This is a genomic window from Rhodococcus sp. UNC363MFTsu5.1 (assembly GCF_000686785.1).
Lineage (GTDB): Bacteria > Actinomycetota > Actinomycetes > Mycobacteriales > Mycobacteriaceae > Rhodococcus_G > Rhodococcus_G maanshanensis.
Window position 1 is genome coordinate 18,199 of record NZ_JMLO01000023.1, and the last position, 16,358, is coordinate 34,556.

A 16,358-nucleotide genomic window follows, 5' to 3' on the forward strand; every position below is an offset into this window, starting at 1 on the left:
CGGCACGACGGCCTGCATTCGTGCCGTACGCCCGATCGCGGAAAGCGAGTTCGCCGGGGTACGAGTCGAGACAGACGCCTAGGCGGTACAGAAGTGTAGATGCCCAAGCGTTACACGTCGACATTTGAATGTTCCCAAGAAGTTATCGTTTCGTTATACAGGTAGTTGAAGCCGAGAAAATAGCGACGTAACCGGCATCACTGGCACCACTGGCACCAGGACGCAATCAGCCGGGTCGGGCATTGTGACTCAGATCACAATGCGCCGACCCGGCTGGTGGGATGGATCAGACGTCCAGGAAACGGACATCCTTCGCATTGCGGGTGATGAAGCTGCGTCGGGCCTCGACGTCCTCGCCCATCAGGACGCTGAACAACTCGTCGGCTGCGGCCGCGTCGTCGAGCGTCACCAGGCGGAGCACCCGGACGCTCGGGTCCATCGTGGTCTCCCACAGTTCCTTGGCGTTCATCTCGCCGAGGCCCTTGTAGCGCTGGATGCCGTCGTCCTTGTTGATCTTCTTGCCCGCCTGCACGCCGGCCTCGAGCAGACCGTCGCGCTCACGGTCGGAGTACGCGAACTCCGGCTCCGACCGCTGCCACTTGAGCTTGTACAGCGGCGGCTGCGCGAGGTAGACGTGCCCGTGCTCGATGAGCGGCCGCATGAAGCGGAACAGCAGCGTCATCAGCAGCGTCGAGATGTGCTGGCCGTCGACGTCGGCGTCGGCCATCAGCACGATCTTGTGGTACCGCAGCTTCGCGATGTCGAACTCGTCGTGGATGCCGGTGCCGAACGCGGTGATGATCGACTGGACCTCGTTGTTCTTGAGGACGCGGTCGATGCGGGCCTTCTCGACGTTGATGATCTTGCCGCGCAGCGGGAGGATCGCCTGGTACATCGAGTCGCGGCCGGACTTCGCCGAGCCGCCTGCGGAGTCACCCTCCACGATGTAGATCTCGGACTTGCTCGGGTCGTTGGACCGGCAGTCGGCCAGCTTGCCCGGCAACCCGCCGAGGTCGGTCGCGCTCTTGCGGCGGACCAGCTCGCGGGCCTTGCGGGCCGCGACGCGCGCCTGCGCCGAGGAGACCGCCTTGGTCACGATCGTCTTGGCGTCGGCCGGGTTGGACTCGAACCAGTGCGAGAGGTGCTCGTTGCATGCCTTCTGCACGAAGGACTTGACCTCGGTGTTGCCGAGCTTGGTCTTGGTCTGGCCCTCGAACTGGGGTTCGCCGACCTTGACGCTGACGATCGCGGCGAGGCCCTCGCGGATGTCGTCGCCGGTGAGGTTGCCGTCCTTCTCCTTGAGGAGCTTCTTGTCCTTCGCGTACTTGTTCACCACCGTGGTCAGGGCCGCGCGGAAACCCTCCTCGTGGGTGCCGCCCTCGTGGGTGTTGATGGTGTTGGCGAAGGTGTGCACGGACTCCGAGTAGCCGGAGTTCCACTGCATCGCGACCTCGAGCTCGTGGCCGGTGCCCTTCGCGGTGAAGCCGACGACCGAGTTGTGGATCGACTGCTTGGTGCGGTTGATGTGCCGGACGTAGTCCTCGAGGCCGCCCGGGTAGTGATAGGTCCTGGTGCGGACGGACTGGACCTCGGGCGCCTTGGTCGCGTCGGCGTCGTACTCGGCCTCGGCCGCGACCTCCTCGTCGGTGATCCGCTCGTCGGTCAGGGTGATGGTCAGGCCCTTGTTGAGGAACGCCATCTCCTGCAGCCGGCGGGCCACGGTCTCCGCGTTGTAGGTGGTGGTCTCGAAGATGTCCGGGTCCGCCCAGAACCGGACGGTGGTGCCGGTTCGCTTGGTGGGCTCGCCCTTGACCAGCTCACCGGGGACCGCCTTGGTGTAGGTCTGGTTCCAGTGGTAGCCGTCGTTGTCGATCTCGACCTCGACCTTGGTCGACAGCGCGTTCACGACGGAGATACCGACGCCGTGCAGGCCGCCGGAGACGGCGTACGCGTCGGAATCGAACTTGCCGCCCGCGTGCAGCTGGGTCATGACGACCTCGACGGTGGGCACGCCGGAGGCGTGCATGCCGGTCGGGATACCGCGGCCGTCGTCGACGACCTCGATCCCGCCGTCTGCGAGCATCGTGACCGCGACGATGGTGGCGTGGCCTGCCATCGCCTCGTCGACCGAGTTGTCGACGACCTCCCAGATCAGGTGGTGCAGGCCCCGCTCACCGGTGGAGCCGATGTACATGCCTGGGCGCTTGCGCACAGCCTCCAGGCCCTCGAGAACGGTGATGGAGGAGGCGCCGTAGTCCTTGTTGGGAGTGCTCTTGTCTGATTTCTGGGCAGCCACGGGCGGGTTGCACTCCTTCTCGTCTCCAAGGCGGTCGCGGCCTGTCGAGCGTCGACCGCGTGGTACCCGGCCATCTTACTGTTACGTGCGTGGCCGGGGCCGCCAATGACACCCCTGACGGCCCCGTGAGCGCATTTTCGACCTCCCCGGTAGGTCGAAAGCTGGGCGGACTCCGTCAGGAGATGGCGGCGGACTCGTCGCTCTCGCCTCGGTCGATCACCGACATCACGAAGTCGGTGGTGAGCCGTGCGAGGTCCTCCGGGTGCGAGATCGGCGACCAGTGGCCCGACGGTATCTCCCGTCGCCGCAGGTCGCTGACCCATTCCTCGGTGTCCTCGTATCCGACCGGGCGCACGGCCTTGTCGTGCAGGCCGAGGATCAGCTGCACCGGGACGTCGGTGCGGCGCGGTGCGGGGTTGCCCAGCTTGGCCCGGATGTTCGCCCGGTACAGCTTGAGACCGTTGATCATGTCCGCCCGCAGAGTCCGCGCCGAATGCACCATCTTCGGATCCTGGCCCTCGAAGAAGCGCAGGAATTGCGGCCAGACCCGGTCCATGCCGAGCCGGAAGGGCAGCGGTCCGAGCACCGGTGTCTGGAAGAGCACCGTGTACGCCGAGGCCACCGCCTGGGTGAGCCGCTTCCACACCTTGCCGGGGGTTGGGGCGACGAACCCTCGCCGGGTCCAGGTCCCGAGGTGGTCGAGATTCGGCCCGGACACCGAGGTGAACGAGGCGATGCGACGCCTGGCGTCCGGCTCGCACACCGCCTCCCACGCCTCCACCGATCCCCAGTCGTGCGCCAGCACGTGCACCGGCTCCCCCGGGCTGACCGCATCGATCACCGCGAACAGGTCCTGGGCGAGCAACGCCAGCCGATAGTCCGCGACCGCCGTCGGCACCGTGGACTGCCCCGCACCGCGGCTGTCGTACCTGATCACCCGGAACTTGTCGGCGACAAGGGGGACCACCCGATCCCAGAGCTGGTGGGTGTCCGGCCAGCCGTGCACCAGGACCAGCGTCGGGCCGGTCGGATTGCCCTGCTCGAACACCGCCAGCTCGACCGAGCCGCTGCGGACGGTACGGGCAACCGCCGGTCTGGTCGAGTGAGAGTCGTTGGCACTGTTGGTCATTGGGTAGTCCTTACCGTCAGATATCGAGAACCAGGCGCTCGGACCCGGTCGATCGGGACACACAGATCAGCATCGAATCCTCGCGCTCCTCGTCGGTCAGACGGGTCTCGCGATGGTCCGGTTCGCCCGAGATGACCCGGACCTTGCAGGTGCCACAGAATCCCTGCTGGCACGAGTACCCGACGCCGGGCAGCCGCTCCTTGATCACCGACAGCGCGGACTCGTCGGCGGGCACGGTGAGCACCTCGCCCGTGCTCGCGAGCTGGATCTCGAACTCGGTTCCGTCGAGAACAGCTGGCGCACCGAATCTTTCGAAGTGCAGCGCGGTGGCCGCGGTGGCCGGGAAGTGCTCCCGCACCAGATCCAGCATCGGGTTCGGTCCGCAGCAGTAGACGGCACCGCCTGCCGCCGCCCGGCCGAGCAGGTCATCGGCGGTCGGCATTCCGAACTCGTCATCCGGACGAACGAAAACTCTGTCCTGTTCCCAGGTTTCGATCTCGTCGAGGAAGGGCATGGACTCACGGGAGCGACCGGAGTAGACGAACTGCCAGTCCATCCCGGCCGCGCGGGCGGCCCGCACCATCGCGAGGATCGGGGTGATACCGATACCGCCCGCGACGAAGAGCGCGCTGCCGTGCCCCACGAACGGGAATCCGTTGCGGGGTCCGCGGACGGTGACCGTCGTGCCAGGGGCCAGTCCGTGCATCTCGACCGATCCGCCGCCGCCGTCCGGAATGGACCGCACCGCGATCCGGTAGTGGGTCCGGTCGGCCGGGTCCCCGCACAGGGAGTACTGCCGCCGGCGTCCCGACGGAAGGTGGAAGTCGAGGTGGCAGCCGGGCTGCCAGGCCGGCAGCTCGCCGCCGTCCGGGGCACCGAAGGTGAGCGCGGCGACGTTCTCGTCCTGGGCCACGATCGTGCGGTCGGTCACCACGAGGGTCATCGCGGAGTCCGGGTTGTGACCCGCGTGCCCCGGGTCATAGTCATGGCGGGCGACCGCGCCGACGTACCGGTCCGCGAACGCCTCGAGCGCGGTCATCACCCGGTCTCGGCGAGGACGGCCGCGCAGATCAGCGGGGACCGCGGGTCGGGACTCTCCCGGTCGACGAATCATGGTTGGCAGCATCGGTTCTCGTGTCCTGATGTGGGGGTCAGCGGAGCGCGGCCTGTGCGGCGGGCGACGACGCGAGGTACGCCGCGGCCTGCGCGGTGGACCCCTCGCGGGAGGGATGGTAGTCCCGGCGGAAGTACCGGCTCATGCGCCTGACCAGGTCGGTCGAGGTCGGCAGGACGCCCCTGCGGCCTGCGGCCCTGAAGTCCGACAAGCGCGGCCGGCGCCGGGCAGGCGCCCAGTGCGCGAGCTCGGGATCGTTGGCCATGAGAAAGCGGGTCCCGCGGACCCACAGGTACACCAGGACGGGGGTCGCCACCAGCTGGGTGCGCAGTCGGCGGCTTTCCCGCTTGTCGAAGTACCGCATCACGTCATAGGCCACCGAGCGGTGTTCGACCTCCTCGGAACCGTGCCAGCGCAGCAGATCCAGCATCGTCGGGTGCACGCCGGCGGTGTCGAGCGCCCGGGCGTTGAGCACCCAGTCTCCGAGGAACGCCGTGACGTGTTCGATCGCGGCGATCAATGCCAGGCGTTCGACGAGGTAGTTCTCCCTGCGCCCGGCGGTGAGGGGGCGGGGCCCGAGCAGCGTGGTGAACAGCCAGTTCATCTGATCGGTGTACGGGGTGGTGTCCAGCCCCTTCGCCGCGAGGTGCCCGAGTACGCCGGAGTGCGCGTGCGAGTGCATCGCCTCCTGGCCGATGAAGCCCGCGACGTCGTCGCGCAACTTCTCGTCCTCGATGAGCGGGAGCGCCTCCTTGAAGGTCTCGACGAACCAGTCCTCCCCCGCCGGCAGCAGGATGTGCATCACGTTGAAGACGTGGGTGGTGAACGGATCGCCCTCGACCCAGTGCATCGGCAGGTCGGACCAGTCGAATTCCACGTCGCGGGCCTGCAGCAGGATGTGGTCCGGCTCGGCGACGGCGGTCGGGTGCGCGCTCTCGATGGACATCGGAATCTCCTCCGGCACCCAATACCGGGATGCCTGTGACACGGCTCATTCACTGTATAGCGAAGTAACCGTAACACGGAGTTATACGTACATCTAGGGGTCGATCAGCCGTAGGTGTCCCTCGGCCCGCGGCCCTTGATGTGCCGCTCCCCCTTGCGCCAGCTCGGAGCGGTCGGCCCGGTGATCCGCAGGCTCGTCACGATCCCGTCGCCGACCGCCGCCGCGATCTTCGCCAGGATCTGGGACTGCAGCATCCGCAGCTGGGTGGCCCAGGCCGTCGACTCGGCGGAAATGCTCAGGACGCCCTCGCGCAGCGCGACCGGTTCGGCATGCGCCGAGATGTCCTCACCGACGACCTGCTGCCAACGGCCGAGAACCGTGCCCTCGGCCACCCGCGGCGACCAGCCCCGGTTCTTCGCGACCAAGCCCGTCAACGCCCCGAACGGTTGCGGATCGCGTGCGTCCGGGCCCGCGCCCGACCAGCCCCGCCGCCCGGTGCCGGCACGCAGTCGCGGCTTCGGCGACGACCTGCCCTGTCCGACGGACTTCCCGCTTGCCTTCGCGGCCGCGCGCGCCTCTTCGAGCGCCCGTCGGGCGAGGTCGATTCCGCGCAGCTCGGGCACCGGTTCGGCGCTCGTGGGCTGCGCCGGTTCCGGCCCCGCCCCCCTGACCGGGGTCGACTCGTCTGTCATCCGTGCTCGCTTCCGTTCGTCCGTCGATGATAGGGCGAGCTCAGACGAGTCGTGAGATTCTCCCCGCTGTGGTGCTGACCGCCTCGATGCCGAAACGCCGGGCATCCAGTTCCGCCGGCACGTCCTCCGCGACGGCCGCGGTGATGAGCACCTGTTCCGCGTCCGCCGCCACGGCGGCCAGCGCGGTCCTCCTGGTGCGGTCGAGCTCGGCGAAGACGTCGTCGAGCATCAACACCGGATCGGCGCCGTCGGCGCGCAACAACGCGAACGCCGCGAGCCGCAGTGAGAGGGCGAACGACCAGGACTCGCCGTGACTGGCGAAGCCCTTGGCCGGCTGATCGCCGAGATGGAGCTCGAGGTCGTCGCGGTGCGGTCCGACCAGGCACACCCCGCGCTCGATCTCGCGCTGCCTCGACACGGCCAGCTCGTTGAGGAAGCTCGCCTCGAGCAACTCGACGTCGTCCCGGATCCAGGAGTGGTCCGGATCGACGAGCTCCGGGGGCATCGAGTCACCGAGGCTGCTGCGGTATCGGATCGAGGCCGGCCGGGATTCCGGAGCGATACCGCGATACGAGCTCGCGACGTGCGGTCCGAGCTCGGCGACCAACCGCAACCGCCCGGCCAGCAGTTCCGCCCCGTGCGCAGCGAGGTGCCCGTCCCAAACATCAAGGGTGGCAAGGGCACTCGCGCCGTCGGTCGATCGGGTACCGCGCCGAAGCGCGCCGCCCGCGGTCTTGAGCAGGGCGGATCGCTGCCGCAGCACCTTCTCGTAGTCCGCCTTGACCGCGGCCATCCGCGGCAACCGGGAGCAGAGCAGTTCGTCGAGGTAGCGGCGCCGATCCCCGGGGTCACCCCGCACCATCGACAGGTCCTCGGGTGCGAACAGCACGCTGCGCAGGACGCCGAGGATCTCGCGCGGGCGCCGCAACGGCGACCCGTTCATGCGCGCGCGGTTGGCCCGGCCGTCGTTGATCTCGAGATCGATCGCCAGCTCGCGTCCGTCGTTGACGACCACCGCACCGATCTGGGCCTGGGTCGCTCCCGCCCTGATGAGCGGAGCGTCGGTGGAGACCCGGTGCGAGGACAGCGCGGACAGGTAGCCGAGCGCCTCGAGCAGGTTGGTCTTGCCGTGCCCGTTCGGCCCGACGAACAGGGTGACCCCGGGTCCGGGTTCGAGGGCGACGGCGTCCCAGGAACGGAAATCCCGGAGCGTGAACTTACGAACGAACACCTATCCGGATTCCGACACCCGCTGCACCGCGTGACCGCCGAACTGGTTGCGCAGCGCCGAGACGGCCTTCATCGCGGGCGAGTCGGACTGCCGAGAGGCGAATCGGGCGAACAGCGCGGCGGAGATCACCGGCGCAGGCACGGCATGGTTGATCGCTTCCTCGACGGTCCAGCGACCTTCGCCGGAATCCTCTGTGTAACCAGAGATTTCGGCGAAATTGGGGTCTTCGTCCAGCGCCTTAACCAGGAGGTCGAGCAGCCAGGAACGGACGACGGTGCCCTTGGTCCAGGCGCGCAGGACGCCGTGCACATCGGTGACCAGGTCCTCGGCCTCGAGCAGTTCGAAGCCCTCGGCATAGGCGTGCATCAGGCCGTATTCGATGCCGTTGTGGATCATCTTCGAGTAGTGCCCGGCGCCGACCGGTCCCGCGTGCACGAATCCGTCGGCCCGCTCACCCTCGGGACGGAGGGCATCGAAGATCGGCATCACCAGGGCGACGTCCTCGTCCGAGCCGCCGACCATCAGGCCGTATCCGTTCTCCAGACCCCAAATGCCGCCGGACACACCACAATCGAGGAACCCGATGCCGTGCTCGGCCAGCAGGTCGGCATGAATCTTGTCCTCGGTGAAACGGGAATTGCCGCCGTCGATCACCAGATCGCCCTCGTCGAGAACGGTGGCGAGAGCGGTGATGGTCTCGCGGGTCACCGTGCCGGAGGGAACCATCACCCAGACCACCCGGGGTGCCTGCAGCGCGCCGGCCAGTGCGGCCAACGAGTCGACGTCGGTCACCTCGGGACGGGGGTCGTAGCCGATCACCTCGTGATCGTGTGCACGAAGTCGATCGCGCATGTTGAAACCCATCTTGCCCAGACCGACCAGTCCCAGCTGCATTGTTCGGTGTCCCTTCACTCGCGGTCGGTGCTGCTGCGGCCTTCCCGGGGTCAGCCGGGGAGGCGGACGGGCATCAGCAGGTAGGTGTAATCGGTTTCGGGCGCCGCGAAGGTGCCGGACTCGCCCGGCACCGGCTCCTCTTCGGGGGCCGGTCGCAGCACGGCGGGCCTGCTGGGGGTGGTGAACCCGAACGAGACCCGCTCGGTGTGCAGTGAACCGAGACCGTCGATCAGGTATCCGGGGTTGAACGCGATGGTGAGGGCTTCGCCCTGGAACTGCGCTTCGAGCGCCTCCTCGGCGCGACCGGCGTCATCGCCACCGGCGGCGAGCAGCAGCCCGTCGGCGGAGAACTGCATCCGGACCTGGGCACCACGTTCGGCGACGAGGGACACACGCTTGATCGCCTCGACCAGCGGCGTCACCTCGACGGTGGCGATGGCGGTGTGCTCGGTCGGCAGCAGCTGGCGGAACTTCGGGAACTCGGCGTCGAGCAGGCGGGTGGTGGTGCGCCTGCCTTCCCCGACGATGCCGAGCAGACCCTCGGATCCGACCGACGAACCGACGCCGAATGCCAGCTCGACGGGTGAACTAGAGACTCCGCCAAGGGTTTTCGCGGACTCCGAGAGGGTCTTGGCCGGGATCAGCACGGCCGCGGAGGTGTCGGGGTTTGCCGGGGTCCACTCGATCTGCCGGACCGCGAGGCGGAACCTGTCGGTCGCGGCCAGCACCACGTTGGTGCCCTCGATCTCGACCCGGATGCCGGTCAGCATCGGCAGGGTGTCGTCCTTGCCTGCGGCGATCGCGACCTGGCTGATGGCCTCGGAGAACACGTCGACCGGCAACGATCCGGTCTGCTGAGGCAGTTCCGGAAGTTGGGGGTAGTCCTCGACCGGCATCGTGGGCAGCGAGAACTTCGCGCTACCACAGGAAATGAGAACGCGAGTGCCGTCGACGGTGACGTCGACCGGCTTCGCAGGCAGCGAGCGGGTGATGTCGGCGAGCAGTTTTCCGGAGACCAGGGATTTTCCTGGAACGGAGACCTCGGCGGAGATCCGGACCTGCGCGGAAACCTCGTAGTCGAAGCCGGAGATGGTCAGTCCCTGGTCGTCGGCCGAGATCAGGACACCACCGAGAACCGGTACCGGGGGCCTGGACGGGAGGCTGCGGGCCACCCACGCGACGGAATCCGCGAAATCCTCCCGAGCGACACGAAACTTCATACTTCCAAGCTCCATCGCTCGGCTGATCCTCTCCGTAGGCATGGACATCTGCGGATGCCAGCAGTGTGACACGGCAGAAGCACACCGTATGCCCTTCGCGGCGAAGTTGAAAGCCGAAAGCGACGCCGGAACCGGGGTCGGGCGGCCGGTTCGGTCGGGTGTGAGCAGCCGCGGTCCACAGGACCTGTTTTCAAAGAGCGAATTACAAGTAGAGATCAGCAGTAGTAATAGGCACTGTGGATTCTGTGGACGAAGCTTGTAATCCGCTGGTCCGCCGGTGTGGCGCCGTGGGGATCACACCAGGCACGAACCGTGGACAGATTGGGGCTCGCTGTGGATGAGATTTTGTTGTTCACGGCTCGCCCCCGATTCATCCACAGGTTCACGGGGTTGTCCACACCTTTGTCCACAGGTGTGAGTAGTTTTCATGAAGATCACAAAAGTCGGCGAGTCGCGCGTGGCGGGCCCCGCAGGTACGGCACAGGAAAGGCCGAGCGGGCCGAGGCGGGTGAATGACCGGTCCGGGTGGAGGACGGGATTCCGGTGACGACACGGAGTTGCCCAGATGACACGGATCCGGCGAGATACACGAGATAGAGGTGTGGGGCGTGCGACCCCCTGCGGCGCACGCCCCACCTATAACGATGGTCGTCATCGTGGGGGCGGGGCGCACGCGTAGTGCACTACCTGTTCCGCTGCCGGACTACCTGCGGGCGTCGCGCGGGTAGTCCGGATTCCGACCGCGGCCGGGCCGGGACGGAGACGGGCGTCAGCGCTTGGAACGCTGCTTGATCCGGGCCGTCAGCTCCTGGACCTGGTCGTATACCTTCCGGCGCTCGGTCATCTCCTTGCGGATCTTCTTGTCCGCGTACATCACCGTGGTGTGGTCGCGGCCGAAGGTCTGACCGATCTTGGGCAGCGAGAGGTCGGTCAGTTCGCGGCACAGGTACATCGCGATCTGCCGGGCCTGAGCGAGCGGGCGCGCCTTGCCGGGGCCGCAGAGGTCCTCGATGCTGGTGCTGAAGTACTCGGCCGTCACCGCCATGATGGTCGCCGCGTTGATCTCGAGACTCGTCGAATCCGGCATCAGGTCGCGCAGGACCACCTCGGCGAGGGTCAGGTCGAGCGGCTGGCGGTTCAGTGAGGCGAACGCGGTGACGCGGATCAGCGCGCCCTCGAGCTCGCGGATGTTGCGCTCGATCCGGCTGGCGATCAGCTCGAGGACGTCGTGCGGCACGTCGAGTCGGTCCATCCGCGCCTTCTTGCTGAGGATCGCGATGCGCGTCTCGAGCTCGGGGGGCTGGACATCGGTGATGAGGCCCCACTCGAACCGGGTCCGGAGCCGGTCTTCCAGGGTCGCCAGCTGCTTCGGCGGGCGGTCCGAGGAGACGACGATCTGCTTGTTCGCGTTGTGGAGGGTGTTGAAGGTGTGGAAGAACTCCTCCTGGATACCCTCCTTGCCCTCGATGAACTGGATGTCGTCGACGAGCAGCACGTCGGTCTCGCGGTACCGGCGCTTGAAGGCGACCTTGCGGTCGTCACGGAGGCTGTTGATGAAGTCGTTGGTGAATTCCTCGGTGGAGACGTACTTGACTCGCATCCCGGGGAACAGCCGCTGCGCGTAGTGGCCGGCGGCATGCAGCAGGTGGGTCTTGCCCAGACCCGAGGCGCCCCAGACGAACAGCGGGTTGTAGGCACGGGCCGGCGCCTCCGCGATGGCGACCGCGGCGGCGTGGGCGAACCGGTTCGATGCGCCGATGACGAAGGTGTCGAAGGTGTACTTCGCGTTGAGGCTGTTCCCGCCGGAGGCGGCGGGGGCGTCGGCGGGCGGCTTGGTGAAGTACGACGGCCACGATTCGTTCACGCTGGCGATGGCCTCGCGGTCCTCGTCGATCTCCTCGTAGTCCAGCGTCTCGGAATCGGACGTCTCGGCCTCGGCCGCGCTCAGGCGCCTGCGGCGGAACGTCGGCACGCTCGGGGTGGAGGGCTCGCCCAGCGTCTCCTCGGCGACCGGCGGCGTCGGGGAGGTGGGTGCGGTGGGAACCGCTTCGACCGGGTCGACTGACGGGGGCGCGATGCGGACACCGAGTCCCTCGACGCCCGCGCCGATATGCCGGTTGAGTGCCTGCAGGATCGGTTCGCGCAGGTCGCGCTCGATCGCCTCCTGGACGAACGACGACGGGACCGACAGCAATGCGAATCCCTGCGCCAGGGTCAGCGGGCGCACCAACGCCAGCATGGCCTTCTGCGCCTTGGTCAGCTGTGGCCCGCCCTCGGGGGGTTCATCCGACGTCAACTCGGTGAGCACATCCACCCAGACCTGTTCCAGGGTGATTGCTTCCTCGGTCAACTCGTCCCTCCCCACATCGATGTGGGAGGGAGACGCACAGGGCTCATCACGATGTAGGCCGAGCTCTCCCACCCTGGGGATAACTTCCCCGCACAGAGATACGAATATGCCACCTGATCTGTAATTCCACACAATTATCCACAGATGTGGATAAAGCACAGGGTTGTGAGTAGCGGACCCTCCTCGCGTGGTTGATCTTGAACTGCACGTACCTCACCTGCGACGATGACGGCCAGCGGGCGATCGAGCCGTCCGGCCGGGGGTCGGCGTCCGGGACGATTGGCCGATCCGCGGGTGTTAGTTGGCTTACAGGGCACGACCGCCGCGGGTGCGGTTCGGATGGGTGGGTCGGCGGCACACTCGGCGGCCGAACACAAGCATCCTCGGGAGCGTGGCGTGTCCTTGGGCGTCCGGGTTTGACCTTGCGTCCGGCGCTGCGTACCCTCGTACAGTCACCCGAAGTCGAGGTGGCGGTTGCCTGCTGGCCATCTCGGTCTGCTCGGTCCCCGCCGGGATTTCGTCGCCGGGGACCACCAATTTTCAGTTACAGATGGCGTCGAACGGCGCCGATTATCTATGAGGAGTGTTCACCGTGGCCAAGGGCAAGCGGACGTTCCAGCCGAACAACCGACGCCGCGCGCGTGTTCACGGCTTCCGTCTCCGTATGCGTACCCGTGCCGGGCGCGCCATCGTTTCCGCGCGTCGCCAAAAGGGCCGCGCTTCCCTCACCGCCTGATCCAGACTTCGGGAGCTCGGGGTGCTACCTGAGCCGCACCGGTTGCGTCGGAAGGCGGACTTCGCGTCCACCGTTCGACGAGGTCAGCGGGCGGCCCGGCGGGATTTGGTTGTTCACGCTCTCGCCGGGGCAGATGCTGACGCGCTGGTGAGTGACCCGGGTCCACGATTCGGACTGGTGGTAAGCAAGGCTGTCGGGCCGGCGGTGATTCGACATCGAGTCGCACGCCGGCTTCGTCATATCTGTGCGGGCCTGGTGCACGAGATGCCCGAGGGCGTCAACGTGGTGATCCGTGCGCTCCCCGGCGCCGCGACAGCGTCCTCCGCGGACCTGGACCGGCAGCTGAGGTCCGGTCTTCGTAAGCTCAATCTTCTTGTCAGCGTGGGTAATTCGGTATGACCGAAGTTTCTGGTGGCCCCCCGTCCTTCTGGACGGCGGTGCGGCGTGCCCCCGCGCGAACACTCATCTTCGTCATCGAGCTGTATCGCAGCTATGTGTCACCCCTGCGCCTGCCGACCTGCCGGTTCACCCCAACCTGCAGCGAGTACGCGGTCGACGCCCTGCGTGAGCGCGGAGTCGTGATCGGCCTCGGACTGACCACGGTGCGCCTTCTCAAATGCGCGCCCTGGCACCCTGGAGGCTGGGATCCCGTTCCGCCGCGCAGGCCCCGTCGTGAGGAAGCCCTTGCGACCGTCGGAGCCGCGCGATCCGGTAGAGATACTGGCAAGCAACCCCACTGTCTGATCGAAGTGGACGAACAGAGGAGTACATAGAGCCGTGCTCGACTTCATCTACTATCCGGTGTCCGGGATCCTGTGGGTCTGGCACAAGGTGTTCGGCGCGATCCCGTTCCTGGGTCCGAACAGCGGCATCACGTGGGCGCTGTCCGTCATGTTCCTCGTGTTCACGCTGCGTGCCATTCTGTACAAGCCCTTCGTCAAGCAGGTGCGCACCACCCGCCAGATGCAGGAACTGCAGCCGCAGATCAAGGCGCTGCAGAAGAAGTACTCCAAGGATCGCCAGCGGATGGCGCTGGAGATGCAGAAGCTGCAGAAGGAACACGGCTTCAACCCGATCATGGGTTGCCTCCCGGTGCTGCTGCAGGCTCCGGTGTTCATCGGTCTGTTCCACGTGCTCCGCTCCTTCAACCGCACCGGCACCGGTTACGGGCAGCTCGGCATGTCGGTCGAGGAGAACGCCAACACCGCGAACTACTTCTTCAGCCCGGCCGACGTCCAGTCGTTCCTCGAGGCACGACTGTTCGGCGCTCCGATCTCGGTGGCGATCACCACGCCCCAGGCCCAGCTCGAGACGTTCGGTCAGTACGGCACCGTTCCGACCGTGCTGAACATCGCGGCCGTCGCGATCCCGCTGATGGTCATCGCGTCGATCGCGACGCACTTCAACTCGCGGGCCTCGGTGGCGCGCCAGAGCGAGGCCGCCGCGGCCAACCCGCAGTCCGCGATCATGAACAAGCTTGCGCTGTGGGTCTTCCCGCTCGGCGTGCTCGTCGGTGGTCCGTTCCTGATGATCGCCATCCTGCTGTACTGGGTGGCCAACAACATCTGGACCTACGCGCAGCAGCACCTCGTCTTCCGTCGCATCGATGCGGAGGAAGAGGAGAAGAAGCAGGCCGCGCTCGAACGTCGCGCCGACAATGCGCCGAAGCCCGGTGTGCGACCGGACCAGGCGAAGAAGCGTAAGGCCGCGACCGAGTCCTCCCCCGTCATCGAGGAGGACAGCGAGGCCGGCGCGGGCGGCGGTTCGGCCGCTGCCCCCGGCCAGGCCCCGAAACCGGGGGCGCGCCCGCAAGGCAATCGCGGCAAGACCACCAAGCCCAAGCGCAAGCGCTGATTCAAGGAAAGTAGACGACGATGGCGAATGATCCGGAAATCGGACAGGACGGGGTAGACGAGGCCGTGTCGGACGTGGTGGTCGAGACCGAGACCGAGGTCGTGGAGTCGGAGGCAGTCGATGCCGAGGACGAGCTGATCGAGGAGGGTGAGATCGCGGGCGACTACCTCGAGCAGCTGCTCGATGTCCTCGACTTCGATGGCGACATCGATCTCGACGTCGAGGGTGACCGTGCAATGGTCAGCATCGACGGCGGCGACGACCTGTCGAAGCTGGTCGGGCGCAAGGGCGAGGTCCTCGACGCCCTGCAGGAACTGACGCGCCTGGCCGTGCAGCAGGTGACCGGCGAGCGCAGCCGGCTGATGCTGGACATCGCGGGCTGGCGTGCGGGCCGTCGGACCGAGCTCAGCGAGATCGGTGTCGCGGCGGCGAAGCGGGTGCTGGAGTCGGGCGAGCCGGAGTCGCTGGCGCCGATGACTCCGTTCGAGCGCAAGATCGTGCACGACGCGATCGCCAAGATCGACGGCGTCTCGAGCGAGAGCGAGGGCGCCGAGCCTTCGCGCCGCGTGGTCGTTCTCAAGGATTGATCGGTCCGCATCGGTGGATGCGGACGGTAGACGGTGGGCCCCCGCTCTCGAGCGGGGGCCCACCGTCGTTTCCGGGGCCTTTCACCTGCGTGCTGAGCGCTCGAAAGCCCTAGGGCCTCACAGGATCATCGTCCGGGACGGCGGGCGGCATACCGGCCCCGTAGGGGTCGAGAATCGCCGCCACCTGTCTCCCCCACCGCTCGTGTGCCGATTGGCGCGTCATGCCCGTTGCGCGCCCGATGGTGGCCCACGTTGCCCCGCAGCGACGCAGGCTCATCACCGTCTCGACGGAATCGATCCCGGCGGCCAGTTGGATGCGTAGACAGGCCAGTTGCCACGCGAGCTGCCTCTCGGCGGGGATGTCGGTCCCCTCCTCCGCCTGCCACGCCTCGGATCCCGGAACGGGACCGGTTCCCACGATGAGGTCGGCCTGGCGACCGGCCTCCAGGACGCCCGCCGTGACCACCACCGCGGAGGCGCCCCCGACGTCTGCCGTGACCGCCCTGTCGATGAGGTCGCTCATCGTGTCCCGCCTCCCGAGTAGTTTTCTAGTGTCAGGCAAATCCTGACAGTGTGAGACTTGCTTGTCAAGCTATACCTGACGCCGCTCCCGGAGTCGGGCCCGCCCGCCCCGTCGCCGAGGGTGCTCGGAGGGGTGGCCGTCGGCGCGTGTGGTCGATTTGGTGGATGTGTTCCCGCCTCCCGGCCACCACGGCCCTTTCGTCACACTGACGAATCTTCTTCCTGGGCCCCGCCGTGGCGCGTCCCCGCTGGGTGATCCCGGTCCGGTTCGATGCCGAACGCGTTCTCGGTTGAGGCCCGTTCGAGAGCGCGTTGGCGGTGTTCGTACCGCACGCCCGCTCCGCTCCACGGTGCGACGGGATCATCCGGGCATGCAGTCTTGCCGACCCGGGTGTTCGACGAGTCGCGAGTTATCCACACTCGGTGGATCAATCTGTTGGTGAATTGCGTTCCCCGTGGTCCAGGGCGTGCCGGCGATCGGGTGAGGGCGACGAGAACCGTCGATCTCGGCTCGTTCCGCGTGCCGAGGGCGCCGTGTTCCGCTTCCGGTATCGCGGTTCGTTTCACGTGAAACGCGAGTGGCGCCCGTCGGGTTCCGGAACCCGGAGCCAGGCCTCGGATCGCGGCGGACCCCTCCCCTCCCCCGCCGGGAGGCGGTGCCGGTCTCCGCCGCTCGGCCGGTGCCGCGTCCGCACCGGCCGACCATCGGCTCCGGGATCGGCGGTCCCGACGACGCCGAGTCGGTCCCCGTACGACCACTCCCCTCCCCCGCGCCGGGAGCCGCATC

Annotated in this window: 15 protein-coding genes; 5 read left to right on the top strand and 10 right to left on the bottom strand. The window is 67.3% G+C overall.

Annotated elements, in window-relative coordinates:
• Positions 1-286: 286 nt before the first annotated feature.
• From gyrB to dnaA, 9 genes are all read right to left on the bottom strand, one after another.
• Complete coding sequence (gene gyrB, locus BR31_RS0117805) at positions 287-2,296, bottom strand: DNA topoisomerase (ATP-hydrolyzing) subunit B (RefSeq protein ID WP_027502161.1); 2,010 nt, start codon at positions 2,294-2,296, stop codon at positions 287-289.
• A gap of 175 nt (positions 2,297-2,471) precedes the next feature.
• Entirely contained in the window at positions 2,472-3,425 is a 954-nt protein-coding gene (locus BR31_RS0117810) for an alpha/beta fold hydrolase (protein WP_027502162.1), read from the bottom strand.
• Between the two features lie 16 nt (positions 3,426-3,441).
• Positions 3,442-4,551, bottom strand: a complete 1,110-nt coding sequence (locus tag BR31_RS0117815; protein WP_051637534.1) for a PDR/VanB family oxidoreductase — start codon at positions 4,549-4,551, stop codon at positions 3,442-3,444.
• Between the two features lie 25 nt (positions 4,552-4,576).
• A complete protein-coding gene (locus tag BR31_RS0117820) occupies positions 4,577-5,485 on the bottom strand; it encodes a metal-dependent hydrolase (RefSeq protein WP_027502164.1) in 909 nt (302 codons plus the stop codon).
• A 104-nt stretch (positions 5,486-5,589) separates the two neighbouring features.
• Positions 5,590-6,177 carry a DUF721 family protein gene (locus tag BR31_RS0117825; protein WP_027502165.1) on the bottom strand — a complete coding sequence of 196 codons (588 nt, stop codon included), beginning with the start codon at positions 6,175-6,177 and terminating at the stop codon, positions 5,590-5,592.
• A 40-nt stretch (positions 6,178-6,217) separates the two neighbouring features.
• Positions 6,218-7,408: a DNA replication/repair protein RecF gene (recF, locus tag BR31_RS0117830; RefSeq protein WP_027502166.1), complete on the bottom strand. Its 1,191-nt coding sequence runs from the start codon at positions 7,406-7,408 to the stop codon at positions 6,218-6,220.
• Positions 7,409-8,356 (bottom strand): phosphogluconate dehydrogenase (NAD(+)-dependent, decarboxylating), encoded by a 948-nt coding sequence (gnd, locus tag BR31_RS0117835; protein ID WP_331281143.1) that lies wholly within the window; start codon positions 8,354-8,356, stop codon positions 7,409-7,411.
• The gene (gene dnaN, locus BR31_RS0117840) at positions 8,353-9,537 is read right to left on the bottom strand and encodes a DNA polymerase III subunit beta (protein ID WP_027502168.1); all 1,185 of its coding nucleotides are present in this window, start codon (positions 9,535-9,537) and stop codon (positions 8,353-8,355) included. The genes gnd and dnaN overlap by 4 nt, the downstream gene beginning before the upstream one ends.
• 754 nt (positions 9,538-10,291) lie before the next feature.
• Positions 10,292-11,872, bottom strand: coding sequence for a chromosomal replication initiator protein DnaA (gene dnaA, locus BR31_RS0117845; RefSeq protein ID WP_027502169.1), 1,581 nt, complete (start codon positions 11,870-11,872; stop codon positions 10,292-10,294).
• Between the two features lie 592 nt (positions 11,873-12,464).
• Between dnaA and rpmH the strand changes: the two genes are divergently transcribed.
• From rpmH to BR31_RS0117855, 5 genes are read left to right on the top strand one after another with little or no spacing between them, the layout of a single operon-like run.
• Positions 12,465-12,608, top strand: coding sequence for a 50S ribosomal protein L34 (gene rpmH / locus BR31_RS31190; RefSeq protein WP_072754329.1), 144 nt, complete (start codon positions 12,465-12,467; stop codon positions 12,606-12,608).
• A gap of 21 nt (positions 12,609-12,629) precedes the next feature.
• Positions 12,630-13,007, top strand: a complete 378-nt coding sequence (gene rnpA / locus BR31_RS31195; RefSeq protein ID WP_081830555.1) for a ribonuclease P protein component — start codon at positions 12,630-12,632, stop codon at positions 13,005-13,007.
• On the top strand, positions 13,004-13,381 hold the full coding sequence (gene yidD, locus BR31_RS31200) for a membrane protein insertion efficiency factor YidD (protein WP_081830556.1): 378 nt from the start codon (positions 13,004-13,006) through the stop codon (positions 13,379-13,381). The genes rnpA and yidD overlap by 4 nt, the downstream gene beginning before the upstream one ends.
• Before the next feature lie 4 nt (positions 13,382-13,385).
• On the top strand, positions 13,386-14,462 hold the full coding sequence (gene yidC / locus BR31_RS0117850) for a membrane protein insertase YidC (protein ID WP_027502170.1): 1,077 nt from the start codon (positions 13,386-13,388) through the stop codon (positions 14,460-14,462).
• 20 nt (positions 14,463-14,482) lie between these two features.
• Entirely contained in the window at positions 14,483-15,049 is a 567-nt protein-coding gene (locus BR31_RS0117855) for a Jag family protein (RefSeq protein WP_027502171.1), read from the top strand.
• Positions 15,050-15,158: 109 nt separating this feature from the next.
• Here BR31_RS0117855 and BR31_RS0117860 read toward each other — a convergent pair whose 3' ends face one another.
• A complete protein-coding gene (locus tag BR31_RS0117860) occupies positions 15,159-15,572 on the bottom strand; it encodes a hypothetical protein (RefSeq protein WP_027502172.1) in 414 nt (137 codons plus the stop codon).
• Between the last annotated feature and the right edge of the window lie 786 nt (positions 15,573-16,358).